Source organism: Nocardia sp. CDC159 (assembly GCF_023740735.1).
GTDB lineage: Bacteria > Actinomycetota > Actinomycetes > Mycobacteriales > Mycobacteriaceae > Nocardia > Nocardia pulmonis.
Window position 1 is genome coordinate 65,030 of record NZ_JAMRXH010000006.1, and the last position, 21,098, is coordinate 86,127.

Annotated in this window: 18 protein-coding genes; 15 read left to right on the forward strand and 3 right to left on the reverse strand. The window is 68.6% G+C overall.

Annotated elements, in window-relative coordinates; all coding sequences use genetic code 11:
• Positions 1-189: 189 nt before the first annotated feature.
• Positions 190-2,988: an aconitate hydratase AcnA gene (acnA, locus tag NDR87_RS15210; RefSeq protein ID WP_251913804.1), complete on the reverse strand. Its 2,799-nt coding sequence runs from the start codon at positions 2,986-2,988 to the stop codon at positions 190-192.
• A 330-nt stretch (positions 2,989-3,318) separates the two neighbouring features.
• Here acnA and NDR87_RS15215 point away from each other — a divergent pair, with 330 nt between their 5' ends.
• From NDR87_RS15215 to NDR87_RS15255, 9 genes are all read left to right on the forward strand, one after another.
• Positions 3,319-3,852, forward strand: a complete 534-nt coding sequence (locus tag NDR87_RS15215) for a DUF6676 family protein (RefSeq protein ID WP_251913803.1) — start codon at positions 3,319-3,321, stop codon at positions 3,850-3,852.
• Between the two features lie 334 nt (positions 3,853-4,186).
• Positions 4,187-5,608, forward strand: a complete 1,422-nt coding sequence (locus tag NDR87_RS15220) for an NlpC/P60 family protein (protein WP_251913802.1) — start codon at positions 4,187-4,189, stop codon at positions 5,606-5,608.
• A 332-nt stretch (positions 5,609-5,940) separates the two neighbouring features.
• Positions 5,941-7,182 carry a hypothetical protein gene (locus NDR87_RS15225; RefSeq protein ID WP_251913801.1) on the forward strand — a complete coding sequence of 414 codons (1,242 nt, stop codon included), beginning with the start codon at positions 5,941-5,943 and terminating at the stop codon, positions 7,180-7,182.
• Positions 7,183-7,434: 252 nt separating this feature from the next.
• A complete protein-coding gene (locus NDR87_RS15230) occupies positions 7,435-8,604 on the forward strand; it encodes a MoxR family ATPase (protein WP_251913800.1) in 1,170 nt (389 codons plus the stop codon).
• A gap of 44 nt (positions 8,605-8,648) precedes the next feature.
• On the forward strand, positions 8,649-9,605 hold the full coding sequence (locus NDR87_RS15235) for a DUF58 domain-containing protein (RefSeq protein ID WP_251913890.1): 957 nt from the start codon (positions 8,649-8,651) through the stop codon (positions 9,603-9,605).
• Positions 9,602-10,603, forward strand: a complete 1,002-nt coding sequence (locus tag NDR87_RS15240) for a VWA domain-containing protein (protein ID WP_251913799.1) — start codon at positions 9,602-9,604, stop codon at positions 10,601-10,603. Before NDR87_RS15235 ends, NDR87_RS15240 begins: the two co-directional genes overlap by 4 nt.
• 73 nt (positions 10,604-10,676) lie before the next feature.
• Positions 10,677-11,393 carry a 3-oxoacyl-ACP reductase FabG1 gene (fabG1, locus tag NDR87_RS15245; RefSeq protein ID WP_251913798.1) on the forward strand — a complete coding sequence of 239 codons (717 nt, stop codon included), beginning with the start codon at positions 10,677-10,679 and terminating at the stop codon, positions 11,391-11,393.
• Positions 11,394-11,448: 55 nt separating this feature from the next.
• Positions 11,449-12,288: an NADH-dependent enoyl-ACP reductase InhA gene (gene inhA / locus NDR87_RS15250; protein WP_251913797.1), complete on the forward strand. Its 840-nt coding sequence runs from the start codon at positions 11,449-11,451 to the stop codon at positions 12,286-12,288.
• The gene (locus NDR87_RS15255; RefSeq protein ID WP_251913796.1) at positions 12,288-13,334 is read left to right on the forward strand and encodes a ferrochelatase; all 1,047 of its coding nucleotides are present in this window, start codon (positions 12,288-12,290) and stop codon (positions 13,332-13,334) included. The genes inhA and NDR87_RS15255 overlap by 1 nt, the downstream gene beginning before the upstream one ends.
• On the opposite strand, the gene NDR87_RS15260 is transcribed toward NDR87_RS15255, so the two are convergent.
• Positions 13,335-14,396, reverse strand: a complete 1,062-nt coding sequence (locus tag NDR87_RS15260) for an Hsp70 family protein (RefSeq protein WP_251913795.1) — start codon at positions 14,394-14,396, stop codon at positions 13,335-13,337.
• 367 nt (positions 14,397-14,763) lie between these two features.
• Between NDR87_RS15260 and NDR87_RS15265 the strand changes: the two genes are divergently transcribed.
• From NDR87_RS15265 to NDR87_RS15290, 6 genes are read left to right on the forward strand one after another with little or no spacing between them, the layout of a single operon-like run.
• Positions 14,764-15,171 carry a hypothetical protein gene (locus NDR87_RS15265; RefSeq protein ID WP_251913794.1) on the forward strand — a complete coding sequence of 136 codons (408 nt, stop codon included), beginning with the start codon at positions 14,764-14,766 and terminating at the stop codon, positions 15,169-15,171.
• Positions 15,168-15,680 carry a hypothetical protein gene (locus NDR87_RS15270; protein ID WP_251913793.1) on the forward strand — a complete coding sequence of 171 codons (513 nt, stop codon included), beginning with the start codon at positions 15,168-15,170 and terminating at the stop codon, positions 15,678-15,680. Before NDR87_RS15265 ends, NDR87_RS15270 begins: the two co-directional genes overlap by 4 nt.
• Entirely contained in the window at positions 15,680-16,810 is a 1,131-nt protein-coding gene (locus tag NDR87_RS15275) for an MAB_1171c family putative transporter (protein ID WP_251913792.1), read from the forward strand. The genes NDR87_RS15270 and NDR87_RS15275 overlap by 1 nt, the downstream gene beginning before the upstream one ends.
• Entirely contained in the window at positions 16,807-18,012 is a 1,206-nt protein-coding gene (locus tag NDR87_RS15280) for an amidohydrolase family protein (protein ID WP_251913791.1), read from the forward strand. The genes NDR87_RS15275 and NDR87_RS15280 overlap by 4 nt, the downstream gene beginning before the upstream one ends.
• A 17-nt stretch (positions 18,013-18,029) precedes the next feature.
• A complete protein-coding gene (locus tag NDR87_RS15285) occupies positions 18,030-18,671 on the forward strand; it encodes a DsbA family protein (protein WP_251913790.1) in 642 nt (213 codons plus the stop codon).
• Between the two features lie 57 nt (positions 18,672-18,728).
• Complete coding sequence (locus tag NDR87_RS15290) at positions 18,729-20,324, forward strand: FMN-binding glutamate synthase family protein (protein ID WP_251913789.1); 1,596 nt, start codon at positions 18,729-18,731, stop codon at positions 20,322-20,324.
• On the opposite strand, the gene NDR87_RS15295 is transcribed toward NDR87_RS15290, so the two are convergent.
• Complete coding sequence (locus NDR87_RS15295; RefSeq protein WP_251913788.1) at positions 20,311-21,054, reverse strand: class I SAM-dependent methyltransferase; 744 nt, start codon at positions 21,052-21,054, stop codon at positions 20,311-20,313. The genes NDR87_RS15290 and NDR87_RS15295 overlap by 14 nt on opposite strands.
• Between the last annotated feature and the right edge of the window lie 44 nt (positions 21,055-21,098).

Below are 21,098 nucleotides of genomic sequence, written 5' to 3' on the forward strand. Positions count from 1 at the left end.
CCCCCGCAGGACCGTTGTTCCGGCCCCCCGCAGGACCGTTGTTCCGGCCCCCTGCAGGACCGTTGTCCCGGCCCCGTGCCCTTCTCGTTGTCCCCGGCCGAAGGCCGGGACGGGGGTCTTGCACTAGCGACGAGCGGAGTTCCTGGCCCCGAAACGAATTCGGGGCCAGGACATCATGGCAAGTTCAGGTCAGCTGCGGATCATGTTGCGCAGCACGAACTGGAGAATGCCACCGTTGCGGTAGTAGTCGGCCTCACCGGGGGTGTCGATGCGCACCACGGCGTCGAAGGTGATCTTCTCTCCGTTCTCCTTGGTAGCGGTCACTTTCAAGGTCTTCGGAGTCACCCCCTCGTTCAGCTTGGTGATGCCCTCGATGTCGAAGGTCTCGGTGCCGTCGAGCTTCAGCGACTTGGCCGATTCACCCTGCGGGAACTGCAGCGGGATCACGCCCATGCCGATGAGGTTGGAGCGGTGGATGCGCTCGAAGGATTCGGCGATCACCGCGCGCACGCCCAGCAGGCGGGTGCCCTTGGCCGCCCAGTCGCGCGAGGAACCCGAGCCGTACTCCTTACCGCCCAGCACGACCAGCGGAATGCCGGCCTTCTGGTAGTTCTGCGAGGCGTCGTAGATGAACGCCTGCGGGCCGCCCTCCTGGGTGAAGTCGCGGGTGTAACCGCCCGAGACGTCGTCGAGCAGCTGGTTGCGCAGCCGGATGTTGGCGAAGGTGCCGCGGATCATCACCTCGTGGTTACCGCGACGCGAGCCGTAGGAGTTGTAGTCCTTGCGCTCCACGCCGTTGGCCTCGAGGTACTGCGCGGCCGGGGTGCCCGGCTTGATGTTGCCCGCGGGGGAGATGTGGTCGGTGGTGACCGAATCGCCCAGCAGCGCCAGCACGCGCGCACCCGTGATGTCGGTGACGGGCTCCGGCTGCTCCGGCATGCCGTCGAAGTACGGCGCCTTGCGCACGTAGGTCGAGTTCTCGTCCCACGCGAAGGTCTTGCCCTCCGGGGTGGGCAGGTTGCGCCAGCGCTCGTCACCCTTGAACACGTCCGCGTAGTCCTTGACGAACATGTCGCGGCTGATGACGCGGTCGATGGTGTCCTGGATCTCCTGCGGCGAGGGCCAGATGTCGCGCAGGTAGACGTCGTTGCCGTCGGAGTCCTTGCCCAGCGAGTCGTTCTCGAAGTCGAAGTCCATCGTGCCCGCGAGCGCGTACGCGATGACCAGCGGCGGCGAGGCCAGGTAGTTCATCTTGACGTCGGGGGAGATGCGGCCCTCGAAGTTGCGGTTGCCCGACAGCACCGCGGTGACGGTGAGGTCGTTGTCGTTGACCGCCTTGGAGATCTCCTCCGGCAGTGGGCCGGTGTTGCCGATGCAGGTGGCACAGCCGAAGGCGACCAGGTTGAAGCCCAGCTTGTCCAGGTAGGGCCAGAGCCCGGCCTTCTCGTAGTAGTCGTTGACGACCTGCGAACCCGGTGCCATCGAGGTCTTGACCCACGGCTTGCGGCTCAGGCCCTTGTCTACCGCGTTGCGGGCGAGCAGGGCCGCGCCCAGCATGACCGACGGGTTGGAGGTGTTGGTGCAGGAGGTGATCGAGGCGACCACCACGGCGCCGTGATCGAGCACGAAGTCGCCGTACTCCTCGGTGTGCACCTTCACCGGCTTGGACGGGCGGCCGGTCGCGTTGTTCGCGGCGGTCGGCAGCACGGCGTCGTCGTCGGCGAAGGACAGCACGGCCGGATCGCTGGCCGGGAACGACTCCTCGATGGCCTCGTCCAGATGCGAGTGGGGGGTGGCCTCGGCGTCGTTGGTGTAGTTGTGGATGTCCTTGCGGAAGGCGATCTTGCTCTCCGACAGCAGGATTCGGTCCTGCGGGCGCTTCGGGCCCGCGATCGACGGCACCACGGTCGACAGGTCGAGCTCGAGGTACTCCGAGTACTCCGGCTCGTGATCGGCGTCGTGCCACAGGCCCTGCTCCTTGGCGTAGGCCTCGACCAGCGCGACCTGCTCGTCGCTGCGGCCGGTCAGGTGCAGGTAGTCCAGGGTGACCTGGTCGATCGGGAAGATCGCCGCGGTGGAACCGAATTCCGGGCTCATATTGCCCAGGGTGGCGCGGTTGGCCAGCGGCACCTCGGCCACGCCCTTGCCGTAGAACTCGACGAACTTGCCGACCACACCGTGCTTGCGCAGCATGTCGGTGACGGTGAGCACGACGTCGGTGGCGGTCACGCCCGGCTGGATCTCACCGGTCAGCTTGAAGCCGACCACGCGCGGGATCAGCATCGAGACCGGCTGGCCCAGCATGGCCGCCTCGGCCTCGATACCGCCGACGCCCCAACCCAATACGCCCAGGCCGTTGACCATGGTGGTGTGCGAGTCGGTGCCGACGCAGGTGTCCGGGTAGGCCTGGCCGTCGCGGACCATCACCACGCGGGCCAGATGCTCGATGTTGACCTGGTGCACGATGCCGGTGGACGGCGGCACGACCTTGAAGTCGTCGAAGGCGGTCTGGCCCCAGCGCAGGAACTGGTAGCGCTCGCCGTTGCGCTGGTACTCGATGTCGACGTTGCGCTGGAAGGCGTCGTCGCGGCCGAAGACGTCGATGATGACCGAGTGGTCGATGACCATCTCGGCCGGGGCCAGCGGGTTGACCTTGTTCGGGTCGCCGCCCAGGGTCTCGACGGCCTCGCGCATGGTCGCCAGGTCCACGATGCAGGGCACGCCGGTGAAGTCCTGCATGATCACGCGGGCCGGGGTGAACTGGATCTCGGTGTTGGGCTCGGCCTTGGCGTCCCAGTTCGCGATGGCGCGGATGTGGTCGGCGGTGATGTTGGCGCCGTCCTCGGTGCGAAGCAGGTTCTCCGCGAGGACCTTCAGCGCGTAGGGCAGCTTCTCGGTGCCGGGCACAGCGGACAGGCGGAAGATCTCATACGACCGATCTCCGACCTGCAGGGTGCCCTTGGCGCCGAATGTATCGATGCTCGTCATACGTTCAGCTCCACTCGTCGTGTCTGATGGGGGCCTGTGCGGCGCCCTACGTGGTTACACAAGCTGCCTCCTCCGGGCGCTGACGCACAGGCCCGGTGAGGGTGTGGCCGTCGGCGGGGCTGTGCCGACGGCCCGGTCGAGGGCGCAGGCTGGGCTGTGCGCCTCGTGCTTCCGAGCCTAACAGTACGCTTGTCCTGTGAAACGCGCGGGGCATGTCCAGCGAGGCGTCCCAGCCTCCATCATGCCCCGGTCGCGTACTGTGCATTCGATTGCCTGAACTTGTGTTGGATGCCCGTCGCCTACAAGGCGGCTCGACAGACCGGATGGAAGATGACCGTCTCGCACGCCTCGGTTTTCACCCCCATGGCCGCAGGGCTACCGCCGGACACCGATCTGAGTTCGATCCTGGTGGACCTCGCCGACAACCATGTCGCCGCGCCGAAGGACGTCGATCAGGAGGGTCTGGCCACCGTGGCGCAGGGTGCGCGCGAGCACGGAATTCCGTTGAGCATCATCATCGTTCCGGGTAATCCGGGTCGCGACTCGGATCTGCGCGATCTGGCCACCGATGTGGGCAGGTCCGAGCACGGCACGATTCTGGTCCTCAGTGACGACTGGGCGGGCACCTACAGCGATTCGATCAGTCGGCACCAGCTCGAGCGGGCCGAGGATATTGCCAAATATCGCGGTCACGGCCACAGCACCGAGGCGGCGCAGGCCTTCGTGAGCCGGCTCGAACAGCCGGAGATGGTGTCCTGGACGGCCGTCACCGGCGTGCTCCTGGCGGGCACCGTGGTCGCGATCGGCGGCCTTTATTACGTCAAGTCCCGTCGCGCCGCGCGGGAACAGGCCGCCCGCGACTGACATCCCGCCGTCGTCGTGCCCGCGCGGCGGCGGCGGACCCTTCTCGCTGAACTAGTCGCCCGACCGGTCTGAATAGAGCCTGTTTACCTAACGCTCGGTTTGTTTCGTTCGGGAGAATCCGTAGGGCCATCAGGCAATCGGCGGGCAACCTCCTAAATATCTGGCGACGGGCCTGTTGTCACTGTTTCCTCCGTGACGTAAGTGCCGTACGGTTCGGTATGACACTTTTGGGGAATAAGTGTCACATGGGTCACCAGAGGCCGTTGTTCCTGCGGTTTCGGTGGTTGCTCGTGCCTCGTTCCCCGGGAGCCGCGATGGGATCCAGGGAGGTGTGATGCGGGTGTCGGCGAGGCGGTGCGGGGGGCCGCTGTGGGTCGCTGCGGGGTTGCTGGTGTGTGCGGTGGCGCTGACGGGGCGCGTCGCCGTCGCGGGGGCGGTGCCTCCGCCGCCGCCGAATCCGAGCGATGGGGATATCGCCGCGGCGGGCGGGCAGGTGGATGCCTCGCTGGGTGAGGTGAGCGGTCTGATCAACGAGGTGGCCGCGGCCGAACAGCAATTGCAGCAGCTCGATGCCGAGCTCGCCCGCAAGCGGGAGGCGGTCAACAAGGCCCTGGTCGACCTGCAGACCGCGCGCACGGCGGCCGATGAGGCCGCGGCGGTGGTGGCGGGCACCCAGCGGGAGCTGGCGGATGCCGCGGCCAAGGTCGGTGCGGCGCGGGCGGCCTTCGATCGCTTTGCCCTCGAGGCATACACCCGGCCGGGGGCCAACGCGATGGTCAATGTGCTCACCGGGGCCGATCCGGCGCTGGCCCTCGAACGCGCCCAGTTGCTCTCGGTGGCGTCCAAGGCCCAGCAGGACGCGCTGGATCGATTACGCCGGGCCCAGGTCGACCAGGCCAACCGCGATTCGACCGCCCGCCAGGCCAAGCGGGGCGCCGATGCCGCCGCGGCCGCGGCCGAGCAGAAGAAGATCGAGGCGCAGCACGCGGTCGCGGCCGTGCAGGCCGCCCAGGACCAGCAGCTCGCCGCTCGCGATGCCCTTGCGCAGCAGCGTGATTCGGCCCAGCAGCGGCTCGATGCCGCGCGCGAGCGGGTGGTCGGACTGCAGGGTCAGCGCGATGCGTATCTGGCCTGGGATCGGCAGCGCCGCGCCGAACAGGCCGTCGCGGCGGCAGCGGCGGCAGCGGCCGCCGCCCGCACTGCGGCGAATCGGGATGCCCGCGATCGCGCCGCCCAGCTGGGCGCCGGGAAGCGCCCGCACACTCAACTCGACAACAGCCCGCCGCCGCGTCGCTCGCTGCCCGCTCTGCCGCACCTGCCGTCGGGCGACCGCGCGCAGCTGATCGAGACCGTCGTCGACCGCGCGATGTCGCAACTTGGCGTGACCTACTCCTGGGGTGGCGGCAACGAGGACGGCCCGACCCTGGGCATCCACGACGGCGGCGTCGCCGACAGCTACGGCGATTTCAACAAGGTCGGCTTCGACTGCTCCGGCCTGATGATCTACGCCTTCGCCGGTGTCGGCATCTCGCTGCCGCACTACAGCGGCTACCAGTACAACATGGGCACCCGGGTGCCGGTGGCCGAGCGCGAACGCGGCGACATGCTGTTCTGGGGGCCGGACGGCAGCGAACACGTGGCGCTGTATCTGGGTGACGGAAAGATGGTCGAGGCACCTGAATCTGGTGATGTGGTGAAGGTCTCGCCGGTGCGCGAGGGTGGAATTATGCCTTACGCAGTGCGACTAATTCCTTGATATCTATTCCGCATAAATCGAGGAAATGGACGAAACGCTGTCTGTCGAATCGGGCAAATCGCCGTTGAACGACTCGCCCGCGGCCGGCGCGAACTGCCGGTAATCTCGCTTGCTGCCAGTTGGAAGCAGTGTTAGCGTGCGCTGGTGATCGTAATGAAACCTGTTGCACCGGAGTGTATCCGGTTGTTTCTACTGGTCACCACCGATCCGTCGATCGCGTGAAAGAGATTGCCAATTCTGGCCCCCTCGCGCCCGAAGCGTATTTCCCGCATTCGCGCAGAGAATTCTGAATCCGAGTCGAATACACCGTGCAGTTGAATGGGAGTCCCCGCATGACCACGCCCGAAATCACGCGCGCCCTGGCGCCGAGCGAGGCGATGTTCGCCGGTAACCAGCTCTATGTCGGCTATTGCGTCCACACCTCGGGCGAACTGGATCTGACCGCGCTGGCCACCGCCTACGAGGCCGTCTGCCGCACCTACCCGGTGCTCGCCGCCCGGCTGGAGACCACGGCCGACGGTGAGGCGGTCATCGTGACCTCCGAGGCCCGGCCCACGCTTCGGGTCGGGCACGGTTCGCTGGATCGCCCGCTGGCCGGATTGGATCTGGACCAGGCCCGCTCGCTGAGCGCGCTGATCGTCACCTACGACGGCACCGAGGCGAGCGTGACCCTGGCGACGCATCACAGCATCGCCGACGCCTACCACTCCTTCGGCGTCCTCACCGCGCTGTGGGACCGCTACACCGACGCCGTCGAGGGCGTCTCCGCCCAGCTGCGCCGCCACCCGTATCCGAAGTCGGTGGAGCAGCTGCTCGCCGAGCGCGGTATCGATCGGCTCGAATCGGCCGAAGCCGCGACGACCGCCGCCGAGGCGCCGCCCGCGCCGAGCGCGCCCGCGACCGAACCCCTCACCTTCGCCATGGCCCGCCTGCGACTGACCGCCGAGCGGACCGCGGCCCTGGCCGACCTCGGCCACCGCGAGCGCATCACGATCAACGGCCTGCTCTCGGCCGCGCTGCTGCTGGCGGAGGCCGAGATTCGCGACGCCGCGCTGGCGGATCTGGTCTACGCCTATCCGGTGAACCTGCGCACCCGGCTCACCCCACAGATCGGCCTCACCGAGGGCACCAACGTGCTCGGCTTCGCCTCGTTCCAGAGCAGCGGGCAAAGCGCCGATCCGCTGACCCTCGCCCGCGAGGTCAACGCCGGCCTGCACGCCGGCCTCGCCGAGGGCACGATCCAGCGCAGCCCGCTGGCGCTCGCCGATCCGGCCCTGCTGGCGCAGTCCGCGCAGGCGATGGCCGACGGGGCGGTGGTCGCGACCAACTGGGGCCCGGTCCCGGCGCTGCGTTCCCCGGCCGCGCTGCGGCTCACCGACTTCCGCGGCGGCTTCCACGCCAAGGTCGCCCGCGACCTGCCCGCCGGACCGATCTGGGGCGGCTGCTATCTGATCAGCACCTTCGACGGCCGCCTCAGCATCGAGATCCCCTCGCTCGACGCCGACCCCGCAGCCGGACACGCCCGCATCGCCGCGGTGCGCGAACGACTCGATCACCTGCTGACGCGGGTCTGATCCTCGGCGCTGTCCAGCGGCCGCCGCGGATGATTTGCGTTACTGTGCAAAGTGTCGCGCAACACGCGGCGAACCGCTGGGCAGGCGGTCGCTGCCCGGGAGCCGGTGCACGCCCGATTCGGGAGTGTCGTGGAATCCCGTGGCCGCGTTGGGGGAGGATGCCAAACCTGGAATAGTTGTGGGGAACACACTCGGGTGCGAACCACGGATGCAGCGGCGAGCCTCTCGGGGCCGGACTAGGCGAAAGCGGGGATGTTGGTGACTTCGACGGATGGTGTGAGCACGGTGAATTCGGCGCAGGACGCGCCGTCGCCCAACACCCTCGAGCGCGACGTCCAGACCCTGGAGAAGGCGATCTACGAAGTCAAACGGGTGATCGTGGGCCAGGACCGCCTCGTGGAGCGCCTGCTGGTCGGCGTGCTCGCCCGGGGCCACGTGCTACTCGAGGGTGTGCCGGGCATCGCGAAGACCCTGGCCGTGGAGACCTTCGCCCGGGTCGTGGGCGGCTCGTTCTCCCGCGTGCAGTTCACCCCGGACCTGGTCCCCACCGATCTGGTCGGCACGCGCATCTACCGGCAGGGCCGCGAGGAGTTCGACACCGAACTCGGCCCGGTGGTGGCGAACTTCGTGCTCGCCGACGAGATCAACCGCGCCCCGGCCAAGGTGCAGTCGGCGCTGCTCGAGGTGATGGCCGAGCGGCACGTCTCGATCGGCGGCAAGACCTACCCGATGCCCGATCCGTTCCTGGTCATGGCGACCCAGAACCCGATCGAGAGCGAGGGCGTGTACCCGCTGCCCGAGGCGCAGCGCGACCGCTTCCTGTTCAAGGTGGTCGTCGATTACCCCTCGGTCGAGGAGGAGCGCGAGATCATCTACCGGATGGGTGTCACCCCGCCGGAGCCCAAGCAGATCCTGGAGCCCGCCGAGCTGATCCGGCTGCAGAAGCTGGCGGCCAACACCTTCGTCCACCACGCGCTGGTCGACTATGTGGTCCGGGTGATCGCCGCGACCCGCAAACCCGCCGAATTCGGCATGAACGACGTCGCGGGCTGGATCGCCTACGGCGCCTCGCCGCGCGCGAGCCTGGGCATCATCGCGGCCGCGCGGGCGGTGGCCCTGATTCGCGGCCGCGATTACGTCGTGCCGCAGGACGTGGTCGAGGTGGTGCCCGATGTGCTGCGTCACCGCCTGGTGCTGTCCTACGACGCGCTGGCCGACGAGATCAGCCCCGACGACGTGATCCGCCGGGTGCTGCAGACGGTCGGCCTGCCGCAGGTCGCGCCGCAGGCCAACGCGCCGGGTCAGCAGCAGAACGGTCCCGCGCCGATGCCCGTCCCCGCGCCGCCGCAGGGCGCTGCGCAGCCCCAGCCCGCGCCCAATGGTCAGCAGGCCGCCGGGCAGCCGCAGCAGCAGAATCGGTGAGCCAGGCAGCGGAACCGGTTGCACCAGTGACGATTCCAGCCAATATGCCCGCCCGCGGCGGATCGCCGCCGTCGTTTCGATCCGGTCAGCTCACCGATCCGAAACTGTCCGCGGCGCTGAAAACCCTGGAGCTGACCGTGCGCCGTCGCCTCGACGGCGTGCTGCACGGTGACCACCTCGGCCTGATTCCCGGGCCCGGCTCCGAACCCGGCGATGCCCGGCTGTATCAGCCGGGCGACGATGTGCGCCAGATGGATTGGTCGGTCACCGCCCGCACCACCCATCCGCACGTGCGGCAGATGATCGCCGACCGCGAGCTCGAGACCTGGCTGGTGATCGACCTGTCGGCCAGCCTCGACTTCGGCACCGCGCGGTGCCAGAAGCGTGATCTGGTGGTCGCCGCGGCGGCCGCGGTCACGCATCTGACCAGCGGCGGCGGCAACCGGATCGGCGCGGTCGTCGCCAACGGCGAGCGACTGTTTCGAATTCCGGCCCGCAGCGGGCGGATTCACGCGCAGTCGATGCTGCGCACCATCGCGACCACACCGCACGCCGCCGACGGCGTGCGCGGGGATCTGCGCGGCGCCATCGAGTCGCTGCGCCGCCCGCAGCGCAAACGCGGTCTGGCCGTGGTGATTTCGGACTTCCTCGGCGAGATCGACTGGCAGCGCTCGCTGCGCGCCATCTCCGGCCGCCACGATCTGCTCGCGGTGGAGGTGCTCGATCCGCTGGATCTGGCCCTGCCCGATGTGGGCGATGTGGTGCTGCACGATCCGGAGACCGGGCGCACCCGCGAGTTCACCGTGACCGCCACGCTGCGCAGCGATTTCGCGCAGGCGGCGCAGCGTCACCGCGAACAGGTCGAGCAGACGCTGCGCAGTGCGGGCGCCCCGGTGATGACGCTGCGCACCGATCGGGATTGGATCGCCGACGTCGTCCGGTTCGTGTCCACTCGGCGCCACACCTTCGGCGCCCCGTCCGGACGGGTGCCTCGACAGTGAGCATTTCCCATTTCGCCGCGCCCGTATGGCTCGGCTTCCTCGTCCTCATCGCGCTGCTCGCCCTGCTGTACGTGGTGAATCAGCGCCGCCGCCAACGGCATCTGCTGCTGTTCTCCAATATGGAGACCCTCGAGCAGGTCGCCCCCAAGCGGCCCAGCTTCTGGCGGCATGTGCCGGTGGCGCTGCTGCTGGTGAGTCTGGTGCTGCTGACGATCGCCGCGGCCGGACCGCAGGCGGCCAAGAAGGTGCCGCGCAATCGCGCGACGGTGATGCTGGTGATCGACGTCTCGCTGTCGATGGAGGCCACCGACGTGCCGCCGTCGCGCATCCAGGTGGCGAAGAAGGCCGGTAAGGAATTCGTCGACGAACTGCCCAAGGGCATCAACCTCGGCCTGGTGGCGTTCGCGGGCACCGCCTCGGTGCTGGTCTCGCCCACGGCCAATCACGAGGCCGTGAAGGCGGCGATCGACAATCTGAAACTCGCCGAGCGCACCGCCACCGGTGAGGGCATCTTCTCGGCGCTGCAGGCCATCGACACCCTCGGCTCGGTGCTGGGCGGCGCGCAGGAGCCGCCGCCCGCGCGCATCGTGCTGATGTCCGACGGTAAGCAAACCGTGCCCGCGTTCGAGGACTACGAGAATCCGCGGCACGAATTCACCGCGGCCCGGATGGCCAAGAACAAGAACATCCCGATCTCGACCATCTCCTTCGGCACCACCTGGGGCCGGGTGCAGATCCCGCTGCCCGACGGCGGTACCCAGGACGCCCAGGTCCCGGTCGACGACGACGCGATGCGCGAGATCGCCAAGCTGTCGGGCGGCGAGTTCTACACCGCCTCAACGCTTCAGGAGCTGACCAGGGTCTACGACACCCTGCAGAGCCAGATCGGCTACGAGCGGGTGATCGGCGATGCCAGCCGTCCCTGGCTGCTGCTGGGGCTGGTGTTCTGCGCGGCGGGCGTGGGCGGCGGACTGGCCTATCGGCAGCGGCTGCCCTAGGCGCGGGAACGGAGTCGGCCACACGCGTGGGCCGGTCGCAGCGGAACGAGCGGACGAAGGTAGGTTGATGCCCATGTCGAACATCACATCCCGGTCGGTACTGGTCACGGGCGGTAACCGGGGCATCGGCCTCGCGGTCGCGCAGCGCCTGGCCGCCGACGGACACAAGGTCGCTGTCACGCATCGCGGATCGGGCGCGCCGGAGGGGCTGTTCGGTGTGAAATGCGATGTGACGGATACGGAGTCGGTCGATCGTGCCTTCGCCGAGGTGGCGGAGAAGCAGGGTCCGGTCGAGGTGCTCGTGGCCAATGCGGGCATTACCGACAACACGCTGCTGATGCGCATGAGCGAGGAGCAGTTCAGCCGCGTCATCGATGCGAACCTCACCGGTGCGTGGCGCTGTGCCAAGAGGGCTACCCGGGATATGCAGAAGGCCAAGTGGGGCCGGATGATCTTTCTGGGTTCGGTGGTCAGCATGTCCGGCGTCCCCGGCCAGGTCAACTACGCCGCGTCAAAGGCGGGGCTGATCGGTATGGCTCGATCCATCACGCGAGAGATCGGCTCGCGCAACATCACCGCCAATGTGGTGGCGCCCGGGTTCATCGATACCGATATGACCCAGGAGATGGAAGACCGGTTCGTCGAGGCGGCCATGCAGGCCATTCCGGCCAAGCGCATCGGCCGACCGGAAGAGGTTGCCGCCACGATCAGCTTCCTGGCCTCCGACGACGCCGCCTACATTTCCGGTGCCGTCATCCCCGTCGACGGTGGCATGGGTATGGGCCACTGAGCCTTCGCATTTCGCACAATTCAGACTTCGGACCCGACAGGAGATCTCACCCATAATGAGCGGATTGCTCGAAGGCAAGACCGTCCTCATCACCGGCATCATCACCGATTCCTCGATCGCCTTCCACGCCGCCAAGGTCGCGCAGGAGCAGGGCGGCAAGGTGCTCATCACCGGAATCCCGGAGCGGCTGCGGCTGATCGATCGGATCGCCAAGCGCCTGCCGCAGGAGATTCCCCCGGCCATCGGCCTCGATGTCACCAGCGAGGAGGATCTGGCGACGCTGCCGGAGAAGGTGCGCGAGCTCGCGCCCGAGGGCGTCGACGGCGTGCTGCACTCCATCGCCTTCGCGCCCCGCACCCTGATGGGCCCCGACGCCAAGCCCTTCCTGGAGGGCCCCGGCCCGGATGCGGCCAAGGCGTTCGAGATTTCGGCGTGGAGCTATGCCTCGCTGGCCCGGGCCGTGCTGCCGGTCATGAACGAGGGCGGTTCGATCGTGGGCATGGACTTCGATCCGCGCACCGCGATGCCGTACTACAACTGGATGGGCGTGGCCAAGGCCGCGCTGGAGTCGGTGAACCGGTATGTGGCGCGGGAGGTGGGCGAGGCCAAGCGGATTCGCTCCAACCTGATCGCCGCCGGTCCGATCAAGACCCTCGCCGCCAAGGCCATCGCGGGCACCGCCACCGATGACGCCAAGCAGCTCAACATGCTCAACACCTACTGGGACGGCGCGTCGCCGATCGGCTGGGATGTCGACGATCCGACCGTGGTAGCCAAGTCCATCGTGACCCTGCTGTCGGACTGGCTGCCGGGCACCACCGGTTCGATCATCTACGTCGACGGCGGTGCGAGCCACAACACCTGGTTCCCCGCGGACGGCTTCGCCGCCAACTGATGTCCTTCGACGCGCTGCTGCTGCTGTCGTTCGGCGGTCCCGAACGTCCCGAGGACGTGCTGCCGTTCCTGGAGAACGTCACTCGGGGCCGGGGCGTGCCGCCGGAGCGGTTGGCCGAGGTGGCCGAGCACTACCTGCATTTCGGGGGAGTGTCGCCGATCAACGCGCTCAACCGAAACATCATCGCGGCAGTCGAGGCCGAATTCGACCGGCGCGGAATTGATCTGCCGATCTACTTCGGCAACCGCAACTGGCATCCGATGGTCGAGGACACCGTCGAGCGGATGCGCGCGGCGGGTGTCGGTGCGGCCCTGGTGTTTCCGACCTCGGCGTGGGGTGGGTACTCCGGCTGTCGGCAGTACCACGAGGACATCGCCCGGGCGCGCACCGCGGTCGGCGCGGACGCGCCGACGCTGGTGAAGCTGCGGCAGTACTTCGACCATCCGCTGCTGATCGAGGCGTTCGCCGACGCGATTCGCGCCGCGCGGGAACGGCTTCCGGCCGATCGCCGGGACCGCGCCCGGCTGGTGTTCACCGCGCATTCGATTCCGGAATCGGCGGACGAGGCGGCCGGGCCGCGCGCCGACGGTGGCCGCCTCTACAGCCGCCAGGTCGCCGAGGCGGCCCGATTGTGCGCCGCGGCAACCGGTTTCGACGATTACGACGTGGTCTGGCAGTCGCGTTCGGGACCGCCGCAGGTGCCGTGGTTGGAGCCCGATATCGTCGACCATCTGGAATCGTTGTCCGGCAAGGGCGTCGAGGCCGTGGTGGTGTGCCCGGTCGGCTTCGTCTCCGATCATCTCGAGGTCATCTGGGATCTGGACAACGAGGCCGCCGAGAAGGCGGGCGAGCTCGGTATGGCCTTCGCCCGTGCGGCCACGCCCGGAACCGATCCGCGATTCGCGCAGCTGGTCGCCGAACTGGTCACCGAGCAGCTCGACGGCGCTCCGGCGCGGCGACTGGGCTCGGTGCCCGGGTACGGCTGCACGACCGATGGTGCGCCGTGTGCGGTCGGCTGCTGCGAGCCGCCGCGGCGCAGGCCGTAGTCAGTGGTGGTGGTGGTGGTGGTGGTGGTGACGCCACGGAAACCGCGGCGCGTGGTGGCGCCGGTGCTCGGTGTGCTGCCGGGGCGGCGGCGTGCTCTCCGGTGGGGGTGGTGGTGCGGTGGCGGTGTCCTCCCGCACCGGCGCGGTCTCCGGCGTAGGGACGCCTTGCTGCGCGGCGGCTTTCAGTGCGATGTCGTCGGTGTGCAGATGCCAGGCGATCGGCGCGATGGCCTCCGGGGCCGCGATCGGCCGCGGCGGCGCGGGGGCCGGTGTGTGAGTGGGCAGGAACAGCGATGCCACGGTGACGCCGGCGACGGCCAGTGCGGCGGCACCGGCCAGCGCGAGGGTGCGCACGCCCGGTCCCGCGGGCGGGGTGGCGAAACGGGCGGCGTGCAGCGCGGCTCCGATCGCGACGCAGTGCGCGGGGTCGGCCGGGGTGACCGCCGGGCGGCCGAGTTCGGCGATCGTGCGCGTCACCTCCGGTGCGCGAGATGCGCCGCCCACCAGCAGGATTCGATCGATCTCGGCGAGGTCGGCCGCCGCCGCCCGCAGGGCGTCCCGGATCACGGCGAACGACTCCCGGATGTGCGCGGCGCGCAGGCTGTCGTAATCGGAAGGGGAGCAGCCGGTTTCGGCGATCACCGCGCCGAGTGGGAGGCCGCCGAAGTCGAGCGAGCGCACCGGGGTCCCCTCGATCGCCGATTCGTCGGCGTCGACGCGGACCACCGCGACGTCCAGGCTCGTCGCCCCGAGGTCGTAGACCAGAACCAGTCCGGGCGGCAGCGGGCCGTGCTCGTGCCGCAGCCATTCCAGCGCGGCGAGCGGTTCGGGAAGCGAATGCACCCGATCGATCGGTTCGACCCACTGCTCGCCACGATCGGCGACGGTGACGTGCACCTGCGATGGGATGGATGCCAGCAGCTCGCGCACGACGGCCGCATCCGGCGAGGTGAGCCTGCGGCTCGACACCGATATCCGACCGCCCGCGGTGATCGAGGCCGATGCCGTGGTCGCCGCGCCGACGCTGATGCCCATGCCGATGATTGCCGTGCGGTCGAGCATGCGACTCTCCTCGGGCCGAGTCGTATCGATCAGGGCAGCAACTGGATTGCTGAAGATTAGCCGCTTGGAAAATCGGCGTCAAAGAGACATTCGACACTCGCAGACTCGGGCCGCGGCTCTCGCGCTGATTCGATCCGGCCGACCCCTCGATTGCACGGCGGATGCGACGCGAAGAGCCGCGGCGGCCCGACTGTCATATAAAGCTGATAGTCACCTCGGTGCCGACCTTATCATTAGGGGTATCTGGAACACTATGTGTTCGAACTGAAATATTATGTCAGATCTAGTTTACAATCGGTGCTCCGATATCCGTGGCGGCCGTTGCCCGCTACCCTCGGTGTCGGTTCCTTTCGGAAGGAGTGCGCTCGTGCGGCAGTTCGACCGGCGGCTCACCGAGCTGATCGCCGCCCGGTACCCGGACCCGCGCAGCCGTCCCGGGTACGGGCGGCTGGCCGGAGAGATCCGGGAGGCCACCGGCGGCGCGATCTCCGGGACCTACCTGTGGCAGCTGGCCACCGGCAAGAAGCGCAATCCCACCGTGGAACAACTGGACATCCTGGCCCGGTTCTTCGGCGTCGCCCCGGAGTACTTCCTCGCCGACGAGACACCCCGCGACACCGGCGAGGAGTCTGCGCTGCGGCAGCGGCTCGCCGAGCAGGACGTGCGGGCCATCGCGCTGCGCGCGGGCTCGATGAGTCCCGCGCTGCGGCGTCAGCTGCTGGCGATGATGGACATCCTGGATCCGCGACCGCCGCGCGACGAGGAGCGCCCGTGAACGATCGGGAGATTCGCCGCTACTGCCGGAAGGTGCTGCGCGCCTGCGATATCCAGCCGCCGCTGCGCATCGATGAGCTGTGCCGCCGGATCGGCGAGCAGCGCGGCAAGCCGATTCGCCTGATCCCCTGGCAGCTTCCGGTGCCGGGACCGTTCGGGCTGTGGATGTCGCGCGGTCACGAGGATTGCATCGTCTTCCAGGAGGAAACCACCCGCGTCCATCAGGTGCACATCATTCTGCACGAAATCGGCCATATTCTCTGCGAGCACATCGATGACACCGGCGGCGACGACGTGCCCGATCTCGGCCCGGAATTTCCCGGCGATCTGACCCGGCGCGGGCTGCGGCGCACCTGTTACGACGAATTGCGCGAGCGGCAGGCGGAGATGGTCGCGACAATCATCCAGGAATGGTCCTCGGTGGTGGACTATGCGACGCCGCCGGTTCCGACCGGCTCCGAGGCGGGGCCGCTCTACAGCGCGCTCAACAGCAGACGCGGTTGGCTGTGATGTTGCTGCAAGTTTGTCTGATCGCCGTGCTCGCGATCGGGGCGGTCTGGAAGGGTATCGATCTGCTGCGCGGGCGCGACGATCGCGTCCTCGGGCACCTGGTCGCGGCGTTCGTGCTGCTGGCCCTCGGCAACTTCGTCTCGCTGCGGTCGAGCATGCGCGCGATCGACTCCGTCACGCAGCCCGGCGTGGGCCGGGTGCTGATGAACGTCACCGTGATGATCGGGTTGTACGCCCTGATGCAGGTTTTCGTGCTGGCCGCGCCGCGCGCCCCGCGCCGCCTGTCCCGGCGGCTGCACACCTGGGTGCTGGTGCTGAGCTGCGTGGCGCTGGTGGCATGCATGATCGCGACGCCGCGCGAATACCGAGCGCATTCGCTGACCACACCGCATATCGCCGAACCGCCGATCCTGCTGTTCTATCTGGTGGGCAACGCGTATTTCGTCTACGCCTACGTGTACTGCGGATTCCTGGCCCGCCGCTACGCCGCCCGCGCGCCGCGCTATCAGATGTTCGGGCTGACGCTGGTGTCGGTGGGACTGTTCGGGCTGGCGCTGACCTCGTTCAACCGCGGCGTCTGGGTGATCGTGCGCGTCGCGCACGGTGATATGCACGGCCGGTTCAACGCCGTGAACTTCTCGATTGCCAATGTGTGCACCGCGCTGATCGTGATCGGGCTGTGCTATCCCGCGACCATGCAGGCGATCTCGGCGCTGCGGTCGTGGTTCCTGCATCGTCGCCAGTATCGTGAACTGGCCACGCTCTGGTCGCTCATGTCCGCCGCGTTCCCGGAGCTGATGCTCGGGCGGGGGCCCGCGAGCTCACCGCTGGACCGCCTGTTCCGGCCCAGTATCCACGCGCGGTTCTATCGCAGGCTGATCGAATGCCGCGACGGCCTGGTCCGGCTGAGTCCGTATATCGAGGAGCGGCCGGGCACGGATCTGACTCGGATGTCGAATGCCGAACTCGCCGTGCATATTCGGCAGGCTCTGGCGCGTAAGCCGCCGGTCGAGGACCTCGAGGTGGCGTATTCGGCGAAGCGGCTGGCCGTGCCGGACGGTGACGATCTGCATGCCGAGGCCCGGGTTCTGATGGAGTTGTCGCGCGCGTTGAAGGACACCACACCATGAGCTCGGTGCTGATCACGGCGGGTCGCCTGATCGTCGGTCCGGCCGACAAGACCATCGACGATGCCGCGCTGCTGCTGGAGGGCACGACGATCGTGGCGTGCGGCGGCAGGGTCGAGGTCGCGGCACGAGCGCCCGAATCCGCCGTACGACTGGACTTTCCGGACGCGACGATGCTGCCGGGACTGATCGACGCCCACGTCCATCTGGCCCTGGGCGGGGAACGCGATCCGATCACCCCGCTGCGGGACCGCTCGCCGGTGCGGCTGGCGCTGGATATGGCCGGTCGGGCGCAGCGGGCGCTGGCGGCCGGGGTGACCACGGTCCGCGATCTCGGCGATCCGGACGGTATGGCGGCCGCGCTGCGCGATGCGATCGCCGCGGGCGCGGTGGCCGGGCCCCGCATCCTGACCGCGACGGTTCCGCTCACCTGCCCCGGCGGACATCTCGCCGCATTCGGCGGGGAGGTCGCCTCGGATCGGGAGATTCGCGAACGCGTTCGGCGCAATGCCGAGCTGGGTGCGGATCTGATCAAGGTGATGGCGTCGGGCGGCGCCCTCACCCCTGGCGGGCCGCCGATGTGGGCGGCGCAGTTCGACGCCGGGCAGCTGCGCTATATCGTCGAGCAGGCGGCCGAGCTCGGCCTGGCCGTGGCCGCGCACGCCCACGGCACCGAGACGATCGCGCACTGCGTCGCGGCGGGGGTGCGCACCGTGGAGCACTGTTCGTGGCGGACCGCGGACGGACTGCGCTACGACGAGGCCGTCACGGCGGAACTGGTGCGCCGCGATGTGTTCGTGTGCCGGTGCATCTCCGGTGATTGGCGGGCCTTCCTGGCGCAGCTCGGGCAGGCGAACGCCGACGCGCTGTGCGATGCGATCCGGCGGATGCGCCGGGCCGGTGCGCGATTCATCGCCGGGACCGATGCGGGGGTTCCGGGCGCACCGTTCGGCGAGTACGCGGGCATGCTGGAATTCTTCGCCGAGATCGGCTTCGGCAATGACGAGGTCATCGATATGGCCACCGTCACCGCCGCCGAGGCGCTCGGCATCGCCGACCGCACCGGGCGGCTCGAAAGCGGTTGTGCCGCGGATGTTCTCGTGGTCGAGGGCGATCCCCGCGCCGAGCTGCGGAGCCTGCGCGTGCCGCGGCTGGTGGTGGCACGCGGCCGAATCCACCGGCCGGTGCCCGGAAACGAAGTGTGAGAAACGAAAGGATCTGCGTGTCGCAAGCGAATGCCCGTCCCACGCCGGTGGAGTTCTGGTTCGATCCGCGCTGTCCCTGGGCGTGGATCACCTCGCGCTGGATGCTGGAGGTGGAGCGGGTGCGTCCGGTCGAAACCCGCTGGCGCGTCATGAGTTTGGCCGTGCTCAACGAGAATCGCCTCGACGAGCTGCCCGAACAGTACCGGCGCTGGAACAAGACCGCCTGGGGGCCGGTGCGGGTGTGCGTGGCGGCCGAGCAGAAGTACGGCGGCGCGGCGCTGGGTCCGCTGTACACCGCGCTGGGCACGCGCATCCACAATCGGGGTGAGAAGCAGACCCGGGAGACCTTCGCGGCGGCACTCGCCGATGCGGGGCTGTCGGAGGACCTCGCCGACGCCGCGTACTCCACCGACTTCGACACGCTCGTGCGCGCCTCGCACCACGAGGGCATCGCTCTGGTAGGAGAGGAGGTCGGCACCCCGATCATCGCGGTCCCGGGTGCCGGTGGCTCGCGCATCGCGTTCTTCGGCCCGGTCGTCACGCCCGCGCCGAGGGGCGAGGCGGCGGGGCGGCTGTGGGACGGGGTGCTGCTGGTCGCGGGCACGCCGGGCTTCTATGAACTGAAGCGCAGTCGTGACGCCGAGCCGACGTTCGACTGAACGAGTTGATCTTGGGTATGTCGAGAGCGAGGAGTGGGTCAGGGAAAGGGTTGGGTGATGTCGCGGTTCTTCGTCGTCGGCTTTCTCGCGATCGCGGTGGTGGCGGTGGGGGTGGTGGCGGCCATCGGGTCGTGGGCGTGGTGGATCTTGCTGGTACTGGTCGCGGCGGCGCTCGGGGTGGGAGTGTACGACCTGGTGCAGACCCGGCACGCGGTGTTGCGGAACTATCCGATTCTCGGGCATATGCGGTATCTGCTGGAGAGCATCCGGCCGGAGTTGCAGCAGTATTTCATCGAGCGCAATTTCGACGGGCGTCCCTTCGACCGCGATGTGCGCACGATGATCTACGAGCGCGCCAAGGGGATTCACGGCGAGCTGTCCTTCGGCACCGAACGTGACGTCGAATCGGTCGGCTACGAATCGCTGGTGCATTCCGTCGCGCCGGTCGACGAGCCGGACGAGCCGCCGCGGGTGCTGATCGGCGGTCCGGACTGTCGTCGGCCGTATTCGATGTCGCTGCTGAACATCTCGTCGATGAGTTTCGGTGCGCTGTCGGCGAACGCGTTGCGCGCGTTGAATCGGGGCGCGGCCGCGGGCCGGTTCGCGCACGACACCGGCGAGGGCGGGCTGACGCCCTATCACCTGGAATCCGGCGCCGATGTGGTGTGGGAGATCGGGTCGGCGTATTTCGGCACCCGCACCCGCGACGGCCGTTTCGACCCCCACGAATTCGCCGACAAGTCCGCCTACGATCAGGTGAAGGCGATCTCGATCAAGCTGAGCCAGGGCGCCAAACCCGGTGTCGGCGGGGTGCTTCCCGCGCCCAAGGTGAGCGAGGAGATCGCGCGGTACCGCGGTGTTCCGGCGCACGAGAAATGCGTCAGTCCCGCCGCACACCGCGAATTCGCCACGCCCCGCGAACTGATCGGATTCCTCGCCCGCCTGCGCGAGCTGTCCGGCGGCAAGCCGGTCGGGTTCAAATTCTGCGTCGGCTCGCGCCTGGACATCCTCGCCATCTGCAAGGCCATCCGGGCCGAGGGCACCGCCCCCGATTTCATCATCGTCGACGGCGCGGAGGGCGGAACCGCCGCCGCCCCACTGGAATACGAGGACCACGTCGGCATGCCCCTGACCGACGGCCTGATGACCGTCCACAACGCCCTGGTCGCCACCGGTCTGCGTGAGCAGATTCGGATCGGCGCCAGCGGCAAGGTCGCCACCGGCAACGACATCGTCAAACGCCTCATCCAGGGCGCCGACTACACCAATTCGGCCCGGGCCATGATGATGGCGCTCGGTTGTATCCAGGCCCAGCGCTGCCACACCAACAAATGCCCCGTCGGCGTCGCCACCCAGGACCCCCGCCGCGCCCGCGCCCTGGACGTCGGCGACAAGGGGCTGCGCGTGGCACGTTTCCAGGAGGCCACGGTCCGTCAGGCCGTGCAGCTCATGGCCTCGATGGGCGTCGACGACCCGACCCAGCTCACCCCGCACATGCTCCGCAAGAAGGTCTCCCCGACCCTCATGCGCTCCTACGCCGAACTGTACGAATGGCTCGAGCCGGGGCAGTTGCTCGACGACCCGCCGCAGGGCTGGCGCGCGGATTGGGAAGCGGCGGACCCGGATTCGTTTCGGCCGGTCATTCGCTCGTGAGCAGGCGGTAGACCGAGATGTGGTCGGTGGAGTCGGCGGTGAACGGGCCGCCCGACCAGTCGGCGTGGCGGGATTCCAGGTGGAAGCCGGTGGTGTGGGCCATGAGGTCCAGTTCGGCGGGCCAGATGTAGCGGTGCGGGCTGCGGAACACGCGGGCCTGGTTGGAGTCGTCGAAGTAGAAGTGGTGGGAGACCAGGTGTTGGTTGACGACGTCGTAGGCGTCCACGCCGAGGTAGCCGGGTTCGCTGTGGAAGACCCTGGCCTGCGGTCCGGGGGGCAGATTACGGACGCCGGGGACGCCGAGTTCGACGACGAAGCGGCCGCCGGGGGACAGGTGGCGGGCGGCGTTGCGGAAGCATTCCAGCTGCTCGGCCTGGGTGAGGAGGTTCGAGATGGTGTTGTAGACCAAATAGACGAGGGTGTACTCGCCGGGGGCGCGGGTGGTGGTCATATCGCCGGGGACGACGGGAATGGTTGCGACGTCGGCCTTTTCGCGCAGTCGGGCAAGCATGGGGGCGGATAGTTCGATGCCGGTGACGGGGACCCCACGCGCGGCCAGGGGGATGGCCACCCGGCCGGTGCCGATGGCGAATTCGAGGGCACGGCCGCCCGCGGCCAGTTCGGCCAGGCGGTCGACCGTCGGACCGAGGACCTCGGGCGCGAAGCGCGCGGCCTCCATCGTGTCGTAGGTGCGGGCGGCCTCGGTGTCCCAGATCTCCTCCTGCTGCACGGTGCCGATTGTGTTGCAGGACAGGACATCCGGTCCAGCCGATT

Bases quoted from the DNA above. Each gene is read 5' to 3' on its own strand.
- NDR87_RS15230 (WP_251913800.1), top strand. From the start codon at position 7,435: ATGTTGGTGACTTCGACGGATGGTGTGAGCACGGTGAATTCGGCGCAG.
- NDR87_RS15235 (WP_251913890.1), top strand. From the start codon at position 8,649: ATGCCCGCCCGCGGCGGATCGCCGCCGTCGTTTCGATCCGGTCAGCTC.
- NDR87_RS15225 (WP_251913801.1), top strand. From the start codon at position 5,941: ATGACCACGCCCGAAATCACGCGCGCCCTGGCGCCGAGCGAGGCGATG.
- NDR87_RS15220 (WP_251913802.1), top strand. From the start codon at position 4,187: ATGCGGGTGTCGGCGAGGCGGTGCGGGGGGCCGCTGTGGGTCGCTGCG.
- inhA (WP_251913797.1), top strand. From the start codon at position 11,449: ATGAGCGGATTGCTCGAAGGCAAGACCGTCCTCATCACCGGCATCATC.
- NDR87_RS15260 (WP_251913795.1), bottom strand. From the start codon at position 14,396: ATGCTCGACCGCACGGCAATCATCGGCATGGGCATCAGCGTCGGCGCG.
- fabG1 (WP_251913798.1), top strand. From the start codon at position 10,677: ATGTCGAACATCACATCCCGGTCGGTACTGGTCACGGGCGGTAACCGG.
- NDR87_RS15290 (WP_251913789.1), top strand. From the start codon at position 18,729: ATGTCGCGGTTCTTCGTCGTCGGCTTTCTCGCGATCGCGGTGGTGGCG.
- NDR87_RS15255 (WP_251913796.1), top strand. From the start codon at position 12,288: ATGTCCTTCGACGCGCTGCTGCTGCTGTCGTTCGGCGGTCCCGAACGT.
- NDR87_RS15275 (WP_251913792.1), top strand. From the start codon at position 15,680: ATGTTGCTGCAAGTTTGTCTGATCGCCGTGCTCGCGATCGGGGCGGTC.
- NDR87_RS15280 (WP_251913791.1), top strand. From the start codon at position 16,807: ATGAGCTCGGTGCTGATCACGGCGGGTCGCCTGATCGTCGGTCCGGCC.
- NDR87_RS15215 (WP_251913803.1), top strand. From the start codon at position 3,319: ATGACCGTCTCGCACGCCTCGGTTTTCACCCCCATGGCCGCAGGGCTA.
- acnA (WP_251913804.1), bottom strand. From the start codon at position 2,988: ATGACGAGCATCGATACATTCGGCGCCAAGGGCACCCTGCAGGTCGGA.